This window comes from Flavobacterium endophyticum, from assembly GCF_003634455.1.
Taxonomy (GTDB): domain Bacteria; phylum Bacteroidota; class Bacteroidia; order Flavobacteriales; family Flavobacteriaceae; genus Flavobacterium; species Flavobacterium endophyticum.
The window spans coordinates 821,531-834,711 of record NZ_RBLC01000001.1 but is presented as its reverse complement, the minus strand read 5'-3'; the positions used below and the strand labels follow the sequence as shown (position 1 = coordinate 834,711).

The 13,181-nt window shown below is 41.5% G+C and carries 9 protein-coding genes; 2 read left to right on the top strand and 7 right to left on the bottom strand.

Annotated elements, in window-relative coordinates:
• Nucleotides 1-21 precede the first annotated feature (21 nt).
• Nucleotides 22-1,008, bottom strand: coding sequence for an App1 family protein (locus CLV94_RS04000; RefSeq protein ID WP_121375146.1), 987 nt, complete (start codon nucleotides 1,006-1,008; stop codon nucleotides 22-24).
• A gap of 62 nt (nucleotides 1,009-1,070) precedes the next feature.
• Between CLV94_RS04000 and CLV94_RS03995 the strand changes: the two genes are divergently transcribed.
• Nucleotides 1,071-1,946 (top strand): diacylglycerol/lipid kinase family protein, encoded by an 876-nt coding sequence (locus tag CLV94_RS03995; protein ID WP_121375145.1) that lies wholly within the window; start codon nucleotides 1,071-1,073, stop codon nucleotides 1,944-1,946.
• 5 nt (nucleotides 1,947-1,951) lie between these two features.
• Here CLV94_RS03995 and CLV94_RS03990 read toward each other — a convergent pair whose 3' ends face one another.
• The 5 genes from CLV94_RS03990 to CLV94_RS03970 all read right to left on the bottom strand — a co-directional run bounded on the left by CLV94_RS03990 (nucleotide 1,952) and on the right by CLV94_RS03970 (nucleotide 9,202).
• Complete coding sequence (locus tag CLV94_RS03990) at nucleotides 1,952-3,100, bottom strand: peptidogalycan biosysnthesis protein (protein WP_121375144.1); 1,149 nt, start codon at nucleotides 3,098-3,100, stop codon at nucleotides 1,952-1,954.
• Between the two features lie 59 nt (nucleotides 3,101-3,159).
• Complete coding sequence (locus tag CLV94_RS03985; RefSeq protein ID WP_121375143.1) at nucleotides 3,160-3,642, bottom strand: DUF1761 domain-containing protein; 483 nt, start codon at nucleotides 3,640-3,642, stop codon at nucleotides 3,160-3,162.
• Between the two features lie 80 nt (nucleotides 3,643-3,722).
• A complete protein-coding gene (locus CLV94_RS03980) occupies nucleotides 3,723-5,039 on the bottom strand; it encodes a TolC family protein (protein WP_121376223.1) in 1,317 nt (438 codons plus the stop codon).
• A gap of 4 nt (nucleotides 5,040-5,043) precedes the next feature.
• On the bottom strand, nucleotides 5,044-8,133 hold the full coding sequence (locus CLV94_RS03975; protein WP_121375142.1) for an efflux RND transporter permease subunit: 3,090 nt from the start codon (nucleotides 8,131-8,133) through the stop codon (nucleotides 5,044-5,046).
• Between the two features lie 7 nt (nucleotides 8,134-8,140).
• Nucleotides 8,141-9,202, bottom strand: coding sequence for an efflux RND transporter periplasmic adaptor subunit (locus CLV94_RS03970; protein ID WP_121375141.1), 1,062 nt, complete (start codon nucleotides 9,200-9,202; stop codon nucleotides 8,141-8,143).
• Nucleotides 9,203-9,616: 414 nt separating this feature from the next.
• Between CLV94_RS03970 and CLV94_RS03965 the strand changes: the two genes are divergently transcribed.
• Complete coding sequence (locus tag CLV94_RS03965; protein WP_121375140.1) at nucleotides 9,617-11,992, top strand: GAF domain-containing protein; 2,376 nt, start codon at nucleotides 9,617-9,619, stop codon at nucleotides 11,990-11,992.
• On the opposite strand, the gene CLV94_RS03960 is transcribed toward CLV94_RS03965, so the two are convergent.
• Nucleotides 11,989-13,173, bottom strand: coding sequence for a Pycsar system effector family protein (locus tag CLV94_RS03960; protein ID WP_121375139.1), 1,185 nt, complete (start codon nucleotides 13,171-13,173; stop codon nucleotides 11,989-11,991). The genes CLV94_RS03965 and CLV94_RS03960 overlap by 4 nt on opposite strands.
• Nucleotides 13,174-13,181: the final 8 nt, after the last annotated feature.

Sequence of the window (13,181 nt, the reverse complement as noted above, 5' to 3'; positions counted from 1 at the left end):
AGACCAATCGTCTGGCTTTTTTTATAAAGTATACAGTGAATTTGCCGTTATCCCAATTCGTTCTGAATGTTCGATAGCTTCACTGCTATTTTTAAAATAACAAGTATCAACGCCCATCGTTTCCATATTAGCTAAAGCATCTATTGCTTTTTGTTTTTTATGCTTTCCAGTCTGACGGATATAAACTGCCTTTACCGTAACCGGAAATATTTTACAAATGTCCTCATATAAAAAAGGATCATGCTGTGAATCGTCGCCAAGAAGCACATATTTCAGATGCGGATAAAACTCCAAGATGTGTTTTATCTTCTCAAACTTATGATTGTGGTCGCCTCGTCCGGTAAGAAAAAAATCAGTAAGGCTCGTCTTGATATCCTTTAAGAGAAGCACGGCTTTTGGCAGTTCATGCAGTTCAGTAAACTGTGTGATAAACCGATAGAGATTCCATTCGCTGCTAGAAACATAAAAAAAAGCATTCTTTTCCGTATCACTATTCCTGCCTGCCGAACTCAAGGCTTGGTAATGAGGCACGACATCTTCAAAAATCTTGCGGTCGTTTACGTTTCGGAAAAGCAAGATGTAGAGCTTTTTGAAAGGATTTCGAGTATGCGATACTAAAAAAGTATCATCAATATCCGATATAAAGCCCCAATTTCCGTCATGCGGACGTATGTAGCTGCCTTTGCTCGTAATTTCTCTGTCGTTGTGATAAATGCTGACTTTATATTCGTTCCAGCCATAAGCCAAATCGTTTGTCAGCGGAATGCAGAATTTAAAATAACCATCGTCTAGACTTTTAGTGTGGATTTTCATGCCGTTATGCTCCAAATAGACAGAAGCATTTTTCTGCGTCTTAATCCGAAACATACGAATGACAGATTTTGCATTCTTGAAATTTTTCTTTTGAAAATCGTAATCTTCCTTTGTAGTAGGCTTAAAAATATGCCCCATCACAATCAGTTCCTGATCATTTGCATAACCTCGGTATAACTTTAGGATTGGCTTCATAAAATGTCTTATATTTATATTACGATATAACAAATTACAAAATTTATAGCACAAAAGAAATTATGAGCACGCAAAAGAATTATATTCTGGTAGTTAATCCGATATCAGGCGACGTTGACAAGACTGAAATTATAGAAACAGCTAAAAATTTTGCAACAAAGGAAAACATAAATCTGGCAATTTTTGAAACAACTGGAAAAAATGATGAAGCCAAAATCCAAAAATTGCTTGAAGAAAATAAGGCCGAAAGAATAATAGTTGCCGGTGGCGACGGTACGATAAAAATGGTCGCCGAAGCTGTCGAAAATCACGATGTGATTTTAGGAATATTACCTGCCGGTTCTGCCAACGGGCTTTCGGTTGACTTAAACCTTCCAGACAATCTTGAAGAAAACCTAGAAATTGCCTTTCATAGCAATTATATGGAAATGGACATGATTGCTATCAATGGCAAAAAAAGCCTGCATTTGAGCGACATTGGTATCAATGCCGAACTGATCAAGAATTATGAAAACAGCAACATACGTGGCAAATTAGGCTACGCATTGCAAGCTATCAACACGCTTACTGGACTCAAAGATCCTTTTCATGCTGTAATAGAAACGAGTAAAGGGAGAATAGAAACAGAAGCGAGAATGGTAGTTGTGGCCAATTCCCAGAAATATGGTACCGGCGTAACGATCAATCCTCATGGGGTTATGAACGACGGAAAATTTGAAATCGTAATTCTTAAAAACTTAGACCTGATTGTTTTCAGCAAGATACTTTCTGGAAATATGCCTATTGAAAACGGCGATGTGGAAATTATCTCTACCGACCAAGCGATAATTACTACCGATTCGCCCGTAAGCTTTCAGATTGATGGCGAATATTGCGATGAAGTCAGCAAATTAGAAGTCAAGATTCTGCCCAACCAGATGAAGGTAGCGATTCCTTAAAAATCTTATTTAAAAGGATTGCGCTCTTTCCATACCGTTTCAGGTTCTAGATAGCCAAAAAGCCTTGAGATAAAAAGGTTCAGGAAATAATTATGGTGTTTGATAAAACCATACATCTTTTCAGGAATGGCTCCTACAGAGCTTTTGATCTCTAAGGCTGTTCGCGCAAAAATAATCTGCTTGAAACCTTTGTTTATAGAATGGCTGATCATGTCGTACAGCATGTTCAGGTACAACATTTTTTCTTTTTGGCAGTTTTCGTCATAGCCCAAAAAATACGTATCGATTACATCGCCATTTTTGATAAGCGTGTTGAAGCCGATCATTTTGTTGTTTTCAAAATAACCGTAGAACAAAAAATTGTCTTGCAGCTGCAGCTTGAAATTAGAAAAATGCTTCTCCGGAAGATAAAAAGTATTAAAAGGAGCATTTTTGGCTACGCAATAATACAAATCATAAATCAGTTTTTCCTGCTCTTGAATTTCAGCCAAAGACAGTTTCTTTTTGACAAGTCCTTCCGATTTTTTCCGTGCCCTTTTGTATTGGTCGCGGTATTTTTTGTTCAATGCGCTTACATAATCTTCAGCCTCGTTCCAATTCTTTGGGATAGTAAAGACCATATTTGGCTGGGTGCTGAATTGGTAAAAGTCCTGAAACTCTGGAATCTCAAAATGGCTGGCTTCGTCTTTCTCAAAATCCTTAAAAACCGTGATGTGAGTTTTCATCCCTTTCAGGCTTAATTTTCTCTCGATTTCAATCGATGCTTTTCTTAGCAATTTTAATCCTTGAGAATATTCCAAGCTGGAGTCAAATTCGAATGCATTTTGGCCTGTAAGCATGTTGTTTCCAATAATCAATACTTTAGAGCTGAAATTCTTAAAAATAAATTTCCGGATAGACGTTTTTGCGCAATTGTCTCTTTCGCCATACGAATTCACCTGACTCAGGTCTAGAAATTGCGAAAGCGCGATCCCGACCAGTTTTTCGGCATTAAAAAGACCAATAAAATGACAGGTCATGTTTTCGGGTGCTGCCGTCTCTAATAGTTTTAGATACGATTTTGAAAGAAATATGTTAGTCGAAGCAAGGCTGTCCCAATTTTCGGGAAGCGCTGTTGTGGTCGTAAAAATGGTAAAGCGTAAGGTAGTTTTCAAAGAGTGAAAAATAATAAATCTCGCCCGTTAAGGCGAGATTTTTTTTGGTGATATAAAGATTAAATCCAAGCGCAAATAATACCGCCCATAATGGTCAGGTTCACAAGCCAGTAGCCTGCATTGATAAAAATAAACTTCCAGCTTTTTCTTTCAAACATCGAATTGATGGCAATCAGCGGAAATGTGAAAAGCAAGCCGGTCATAAAACCATGCAAAGCACCATGCTTGAACGTTCTAAAAGCCGTTCCGTACTCTGCCATATAAGCTTCATATACTGGACTAACCTTATGTGGATCTCCGCCAGTAGCGGCAAGAGCGCCCCATTGGTGGATAACTAAAAACTGGAGGATAAAAGCCATAAAAAAGGCAAATAAGACAGCTAGTCCGTAAATAACAGCCATATTGGCTCCTTTTAATTTCTCTTCTGTAAGTCCGGCTGCGTTCATCCAAGCGGTTCCAAAAACTTTAGGATTGTACCAGATAAAGCCAACAACCAAAGTTGACAGTGCTGCTACTACCAATGCTAAAAAATTTACTTCCATGATTGATTTGTTTTAAGGGTTTCTCATTCAAAGATAATTAAAATTTTAACATTAAATTAAGGATATAGCAATTTGGAAGCTTAATTTTGAGAAAGCGATAAATTTCCTGCCAATTCTTTCAGATTAATCTCAGAAACTTTTGCGGCGTATTGAGCGTTGCTGTTTCGTACTTTCGCATTGACATAATTGAGCTGTGCCTCACGAAATTCTAACGGAGCGATAGTTCCTATTTTAAATTTGGCCAGCGTAATATCTAAGTTTTCTTTTGCGATATCCTCGTTTTTAGCTTCCAGTTTTGTCAGCTGCAAATTGGTCAGATACGTTTGGTAAGCAGAAGATAGCTGTGATTCAAGCATCTTGAGCTGCTGTTCAATAACGATTTTTGAATTTTCGACTTGAATTTTAGCTACTCTCTCGTTGCGATTCTGAAGTCCCCCGTTAAAGATATTCATGGTCGCGTTGATGCCGTACGTAAATCCCTGCCCGGTAGACTGTGTCGTAAACCCAAGAGAAGCTTCCGTGCGCGTAAAATTATACCCAGATGTGATATTGACAGTCGGATAACGGTTCGCTTTGACCTGCTTCAGCTGCAATTCGCTAATCCGTTTGTTGATAATCTGCGACTGCAGTTGCGGATTTTGTTTCTCCGCTAAGGTCATCAATTCCGGAAGCAGAAGCGTTTCATCTATAGTAACTTCGTCGACTACCGAAAAGTCTGTTTTTACGTCTCTTGCCAAAATTTCATTCAAAAAGATTTTGGTATTAGCGTATAATTCTTTCTGGCGGAGCAGGGCAGTGGTATCTGTATTTAAATCGACCTGTGCGTTTAAGACTTCCAGTTTCGAAGCTTTCCCGATCTTATAACGGTTATCGGCAGTACTGATTCTTAGGTTTGAAATTACAATAGCCGTATCAAGCGCTTTCAATTGCTGTTGCTGTTGTACAAGATCATAGTAGGTCGTGATGACGTCAGAAACCTTAGTAAAGATGGCAAGCTTTAATTCGGCATCGCCTAATTTTTCTAATTCTTTCAGCTGGTCATAACGGGCAAACATACGTAGTCCGTCAAAAATTGTCCAATTTAGCGCAACACCATAGGCTAAGTTCATGTTACGGGCTCCGTTGAGCTCTCTTTCAGAACCATCAGACTGTGTCTGTTTGGTGTCCAATATACTATTGTTGTCAGTAACCGTAGCGTTCAATTGCGGAAGCACGCCCGCGTTGGCAAGACTTACGTTCTGCTGGTCGATCCTCAGGTCGTTGCTGGCAATTTTTATTTCATAATTATTCTCTAAAGCAATCTTTACCGCGTCTTCGACAGTCAGCAGTTCTTGAGCCTCTGCCATAAGCGAAGCTGTGAAAAGGAATACAATCTGGAAAAATATCTTAAGTTTCATGCAATTATTCTTTTTCATATTCTTTTATGTTGTCAAATTCCGGCCTGTGTTTCTTTTGTCTAGACCACATAAAATAAATTGCCGGAATTACGAAAAGCGTAAGGATTAACGAAAATAAAGTTCCTCCAACAATCACGACTCCCATCCCGATACGGCTGGTAGAAGCAGCGCCCAGAGACAGTGCAATCGGCAAGGCGCCCAGTGCAATCGCCAAACTGGTCATCAAGATAGGGCGAAGGCGCGATTCGGCAGCTTCCATAATGGCTTCCATTTTGTCTTTGCCCTGTTCTCGGAGCTGGTTGGCAAACTCTACGATCAAGATTCCGTTCTTCGTCACCAGCCCGATCAGCATGATGGTTCCGATCTGGCTGAAAATATTCCAAGTCTGGCCAAAAAGCCAAAGCGAAAATAAGGCCCCCGCTACTGCCATTGGAACGGTCAAGATGATGATAAACGGATCGATAAAACTTTCAAACTGCGCCGCAAGAATCAGATAGATAAGCAGTAATGCCAATCCGAAAGCAAAAGCCGTATTGGAATTACTTTCTACGAAATCTCGCGATTCGCCGCCCAAATCAGTCGTAAACGTTTCGTCCAGCACTTTCTCTTTGATTCTTTCCATAGCATCGATACCGTCGCTGATACTTTTCCCTGGAGCAAGTCCGGCAGAAACCGTAGCCGACATATATCGGTTGTTGTGGTACAATTGCGGCGGACTGCTTTGTTCTTCGATAGTCACAAGATTATCCAACTGTATAAGCTCACCCGAAGTGTTTTTCACAAAAATAGAGGTCAGGTCGATAGGAGCCTCGCGGTCTTTTTTGTCAAACTGGCCCATCACTTGATACTGTTTTCCGTTCATCATATAATAACCGAAACGCTGGCCACTCAAAGACAACTGAAGTGTTTGGGCAATATCAATAACAGAAACACCAAGACTCTGCGCTTTTTCCCTGTCGATGGTTACATAGATTTCTGGCTTGTTGAATTTCAAGTTTACGTCGGTAATGGCAAAAGTCGGGTCTTGTGCCGCTTCGTCCATAAACTCTGGAATCTTCTCTCGCAGCTTTTCAAAATTCTGTGCTTGGATGATGTATTGTATTGGCAAGCCTCCACGTCGGTTTACGGCAATAGTAGGCTGTTCAGAAACAGAAACTTTGGCTTCCGAATACCTCTTTGTCCATTTAGTAAGGTCTTCCGCTATTTCTTTCTGCGAACGTTCTCTTTCTCCCGGCTCAACCAAAGCAATCCTGGCACGACCGCTGTTTACGGATGCAGAACCAAAGCCTGGCGAGGTAATTATCAAGCTTACTTTTTTCTCAGGAATCGAATCATTAATCAGGTCAGATAACTCGGTCATAAAGCGATCCATATAATCATACGAAGCGCCTTCTGGAGCAGTTACGTTTACCCCAATAAAACTCCTGTCGTCATAGGGCGCGGTTTCTTTCTGCAGCGTGCTAAAAAATAAGGCAATCAGCCCGATACAGATAACCAGAATAGGGAAACTCAGCCATTTTCGTTTCATGAATTTTGCCAATGCTCCAGCATATCCCGAATTCATTTTCAAAAAGTAAGGCTCGCTCCAATTATAGAATTTAGACTTTTTCTGCTCGCCTCCCTTCATCAGGTAAGCGTTCAGCATAGGCGTCAAGGTCAAGGAAACAAAAGCAGAAATTAATACCGCGGCGCCAATCACGACACCAAATTCCCGAAACAGCCTTCCCACAAAACCTTCTAAAAATATAACCGGAAGGAATACTGCGGCAAGCGTTATCGAAATCGAGATCACGGCAAAGAAAATTTCATTCGAGCCTTTTATTGCCGCTTCTATAGGCGTCATTCCTTCTTCGACTTTCTTGAAGATATTTTCGGTTACAACGATACCGTCATCCACAACCAATCCGGTTGCGAGAACGATAGCCAATAATGTCAGTACGTTTACAGAGAAGCCAAAAAGCCACATGATAAAAAAGGTCGCAATCAAGGAAACCGGAATATCGATCAGTGGACGGAAGGCAATCGCCCAATTCCTAAAAAACAAATAAATAATCAAGACTACTAACACGATAGCAATCAATAAAGTTTCAGCAACTTCTACAACCGCTTTTTTAACAAAAACCGTATTGTCGATAGCCACGTTTAATTTGAAGTCTTTCGGCAAGTCTCTTTTTAACTGATCGTACTGTATATAAAAAGCCTCTGCAATGTCAAGATAATTCGTTCCTGGCTGAGGAATGATAGCCATCCCGACCATTTCCTGACCTGAATCGCTCATTTTAGTCTCTAAATTCTCCGCTTCCAGCGAGGCATTCCCGACATCGCTAAAACGGACTATTTTTTCTCCTTCGGCAAGAAGGATGATATTGTTGAATTCTTCTTCTGTAGAAAGGTTTCCGATGGTTTTTACTGTCAATTCCGTATTGGCACCTGTCAGTTTTCCTGAAGGCAGCTCCACGTTTTGGCTTTCCAAGGCATTTCTTACATCCGAAACGGTCACGCCATAAGAAGCCATCTTGACCGGATCAATCCACAGACGCATTGCATATTTGCGCTGTCCCCAGATTTGCACGCTACTGACGCCCGGAATGGTCTGCAATCTTTGCGCGATGACGTTATCCGCATAATCAGAAAGCTCCAAGACATTCTTGTTGTCGCTCTGAACTGTCATCGTGATGATTGGCTCAGAATCCGCATCCGCCTTAGAAACTACAGGCGGCGCATCAATATCTTGCGGGAGGCTTCGCACAGCTTGCGAAACTTTGTCACGCACGTCGTTGGCAGCTTCCTCTAAATTTTTATCTAAGTTGAATTCGATCGTGATGTTACTGCTTCCCTGGTTGCTCGAAGACGTGATGTTTCGGATACCGTCAATAGAGTTGATGGCTTTTTCAAGAGGCTCGGTAATCTGCGATTCGATAATGTCGGCGTTGGCTCCTGCATAGCTCGTTCTTACCGAAATCTGCGCAGGGTCGATGGATGGAAATTCTCGCACGCCCAGATAGGTATACCCGATTATTCCAAAAAGAATCAGCATCAGGTTCAAGACAATTGTCAGTACCGGTCTTTTTATGCTTGTAGTTGATAAGCTCATCTGGTGGCTATTTAAGGATTTGGACGCTCACTGGCATTCCGTCTTTCAAGGTCATTACGCCGGTAGTCAGTACCGTATCTCCAACTTTCAGTCCAGAGGTGATCAAGATATCTTTATCCGTTCTGGCTCCCGTTTTCACGATTACCTCTTTCGCTTTTCCGCCTTGAGAAACAAACAATTTCTTTCCGTTTTGGATCGGAATCAATGCCTGCGTAGGAACCAGCAAAGCATCCTTGATGTTGTCTAAAGGAAGCGTTACGTTCGCAAAAGTTCCCGGATAAAGCTTGCCGTCAGGATTCTCTGCAATAGCGCGCAGCCTAAGAGTTCTGGTAGCCACTTCAATTTCAGGTTCGATGGCATAAATCTTGGCAGTAAACTTTTCAGTAGAACCAGCTGTCGTGAACGAAAGCGTTCCGTTGACCTTCATTTGCGACGCATATTTTTCTGGAATCGAAAACGTAATTTTCAGTCGGCTTGTGTTTACCAGTTTTGCAATCATGGTAGTGGGCGTGACATAGGTTCCTTCAGAAATTGAACGTAATCCTATTTTTCCGGCAAAAGGCGCGCGTACTGTTGTCTTCGCTATCTGGGCGCTGATCAGCTGTGATTGTGCTTTAGCAGATTTAAAATCGGCGCTGGCAATATCGTATTCTTCTTGGCTGATGGCTTCTTTCTGCAATAAAAGCTTGGCCCTGCGCTCGTTTTCAGAAGCCAGTCCTTGTGCCGTTTTTGCTTGTGCCAGCTGTGCTCTTAACTCAATGTCGTTTACTTTAAAAAGCACTTGTCCTTTGGCGACCATAGTACCTTCGCTAAAATTGATGCTTTCAACAATTCCCGAAACCTCGCTTCTAACATCAATCTGCTCATTTGCTTCGATAGAGCCCGAGAGCGAAAGATTGTCTGCAAAGTTTTGAGGCTGTACGACGATGCCGCTTACTCGTGATGGTTTTTTATTTCCCTGTCCTTTTCCGTTTTCTGAATCTGATTTTTTATTGCTGGAGATTCGGTAGGCAATCATGCCCCCAATCCCAAGGATGAGCAGTGCATAAACTAGATGTTTTATTTTCATGAGGAACGAGGTAATTATAATTTTAAGTTAAGAAAAGCCGCATTTTGGCACCAAACAAAACTAAATTTTATTCTTCAAACCCAAGTTCTCCTTTGCTATAATTTAACATTTTTTAGCATATACACAAGCAATTAGCTTTTTTTGACCTGCCAACTCTTAAAATACGAACGTTAAATAATCATGCTTTTCGTCGATTTTATTTGTTTCGAGCAGATTTGTTTCCTACATTAGCGAGAGTAATAAATTTAAAACCGAACCCACAAAAACAGCTTTCTGTTTTTCAAAATAAATAGTATTTAGTTTTTAGATTTTTATTTGAAAAAGCCGTCATTCCTTCGACGGCTTTTTTGTTTTCTTTTACAATTGCGAATCTATTTATTTCGTAAATTTGCCTACAATTTGAATCCTCAAAATATGAATCCCCTTCACGAGAATCCCAGTCCGTTTAAAATCAAGATTTCTTTTCAGAAAGTCATTGAGGTTTTAGAGCAAATAGCTGATTCTGATGTTGATTATCGGGCGGCTTATGCCAAGGGACTCTTGAAGGAAATAGAGCCCTTTCCGGAACTGAGAGACGGTATCGAATCGTACCAGCAGATCGAAAAGCACTACAACAGAATCAAATACCTTTTGGCCGATTTGTTTCCTACGGCCCTAACGCATAACGAAATCAAAGCCGTAACTGTTCCGTTTGACAATTATATTTTTAATACGACAGAAAGGCTGAACAAGATTCTTACGGAAGCCGGCGACGATTTTGAGATCATCATCAGAGATTTCGACGAGCATCGGTTCTATGTCATGAACTGTTCCATCATACTGAACTATTACTACGGCTGCAAGATTGATTTCAGCAGTCCTATCTTTTATGATATTCCCAATGCAGAAGGTATCGTAAAACACTACAGGATTCTTTACAATGCCGACTTCCTTGAGGTGTTCCCGACAGAAAAATCGGTGGCGCTTACGCAAGAAGATATTAACCAGCTGATTGATAATTACGACGACCTCTACCTGTGGAAAGAAAAATTTCCGCCAGAAAGCTGGATACTCAAGGGCTTCGGAATCATGACGCTTTATGACAATTCCGTCGAAAGTGCCATTTCTAATCTAAAAAGCAACCTGCTGAGCAACAACGAAGATTCCGAATTCAAGAAAGAGACCATTGAAACCATATTCCGTTCCATCTACAAAATTGCAGACCTCAGGACGGGCTTTACCGCTTTCAGCAGTGACGGTACCCGATTGAAAAAAGCCGATTTTGAAGACGAGATGCACAGCTTCATCTTGACAAAAGATTACGAAGAAGAATGCCTGAACGCCCTAGGACAATGCCCGCTAGATACCCTTGTAGGAGAGAAGAAATACTTTATTATTTCTGACGTAAAAGAATTTCTAGTCACAAATCCAGAAGAAAAAGAGCTGGCAGAACACCTGCTCGCGCAAAACGTACAAAGCTGTATTTTTGCACCTGTCGTTAAAGACGATAGGCTGTTGGGCATCGTAGAATTAGTTTCCTCCGAGCCAAAACAGCTAAACAGTATCAATGCCAACAAGCTCGATCTGGTCATGCCTTTCTTGGTAGATACGATCGACAGGTATTTCTCCGACATGCAGAATCAGATCGATGCCATTATCCAAAAAGAATACACTGCGATCCATCCGAGCGTCTATTGGAAGTTCAGGGAAGAAGCCTCGTTGCATACTACAGATAAAAATACAAGAGACCTGCCATTCAAAGAAATCGTGTTTAAAGAAGTCTATCCGCTATACGGGCAGATCGACATCAAAGGTTCCTCCGTTGCCCGAAACGAGTCCATCGAAAAAGACCTGACGGCCCAGATCGAATTGCTGCTCCAGTTGCTCCGTTTCATAAGCGACAACCTAAAACTGCCGGTCATCTACCAGAACATCTACGAGCTTGAAGACCTCGAAAAACAGCTGAAAGAAACCCTTAAAGCCGATACCGAGTCCCTTATCCAAAGCTATGTTCTGAATGAGATCCATCCGATGCTGCACCATTTCGAGACCTCCAATGACAAGGTACGCGAGAAAATAGAAGCCTATTTCAAATCGCTCGACCCTAAGATTATGATGGTCTATGATGCAAGGAAAGATTTTGACCAGACACTTTCGCTGATCAATAAAAAAATGGCCTTTATCTTAGACAAGAAACAAGAAGAAGCCCAATCGTTCTTTCCGCACTATTACGAACGCTTCAAGACAGACGGTGTAGAGCACAATCTTTATATCGGAGCCTCTATAGCCCCGCAATTGTCCTTTAGTCCTGTCTATCTGAGCAACCTGCGCTTGTGGCAGCTTCAGGCCCTATGCGAATTAGAAAACGAATACTACCACCTGCGTCCTTCCTTGCCGTATGACCTCGATGTGACTTCGCTGATTCTCGTGTTCAGCACGCCGATATCCATCCGATTCCGTATGGACGAAAAACGCTTTGATGTAGACGGTACCTATAATGCCCGTTATGAAGTCGTGAAAAAACGAATCGACAAGTCGAATATCAAAGGCACCAACGAAAGGATTACAGAAAAAGGCAAGATTACCATCGTCTATTCACAGCATCAAGAAGAAGCAGAATACAGAAGATACATCAGCCTGTTGCAGCACAAGAACAAGCTGGGCGCTATAGAGACTTTTGAAGTAGAAGACTTGCAGGGCGTTACCGGACTAAAAGCACTGCGTGTGGAAATCTTGTATACGCAGCCTGAAAAATCAGAGAAAAGCTATACCTACCAAGACCTGCTGAAAGAATTAGCCCTTAAGAACTAAACCGACTTGAATGCCCATACAAAGGCAATCACCGAAATAATGATGCCGAACATAAATACCGTGTAGGTAATGCGCAGCAATTTGTATTTTCGGTTCAAGACCAGCCCAAGAAAATAAAGATCCTTGATCATCGAATTATAAAGATACTCGCGGTCTTTCATCAGCACATTCATGGCCCACTGGTACTCGTCCAGCGGCATCTTGTGGAAATTCCCGAAAAACAAAAGGTTTACGTTTTTGTCCTCGATATCCTTTCGCGTAAAAAGCCCGCTGGTGACTTTTGGGCGCGTAGAAAGTATCGCAAAAATAATAGAGATCACACTAAACAGCAACATTACGAACGTAGGCACGATTAAGTGCGCATTCGTCGGGCTGTCCAGCTTAGGAATCAAGGTCGATAACGCAATCGAAATAATAATCGCGTTGACAGAAAGCAGTATGTTTGCCTTGCTATCGGCAATCTGGCTGAGTTTGGTATGGTTGTTCAGCGTCACCCGAAACATAGTATCGATGCCCCGTTCCGGACTTTCCAGTTTTTCCAGCTTTTTCTTATTCAAGATGTCTTTCGGCTTTTCCTTTTTGCCTTTCTCAAGCGAAGTAATCTTGTCCTGTATGTCAGAAAGGTTCAGGTCTTTCTGCGGCTGCCAGTTTTGCTTGGCAAAATCCGTATAAAAACGATGGTATTTCAAGAAAACAGTACGGTTTTCTTTTGCCCATTCCAAGTCAGTATATTGCTTGTCGCAGATGATTTTCCACTCCTGGCGCAGCAGTTCCGAAAAATTAGGATATTCCTTATGCCCAAAGTGAGAGCAGTCGGCATCGCGTATGATTGTCTCCAGATGGCCTACAGGAGTACTTTTCAGTTCCGTCGCCATGATAAGCGACTTGATTTTGTCTATCTTTTCCTCAGCATACGCATTTTCTTTCAAAAAGTCGGCCGCAATCAAAGCGCCCCGTTCCTCGTGCTTCTCGCCGCCCTCAATATATCCCGCGTCGTGAAACCAAGCCGCGATTTCCAGCATTTCAGCTTCTTCTGCAGACACATTTTCGCCTTTGATCAGTATCTGCACGCTGTTAACAACTCGTAAAGTATGATTAAAATTATGGTAAATATAATCAGAAGATAAGCTATCTTTGAATAATTGGAATATAAAATTTTCGGCTTTTTGAAGAATATTCATATCAAATA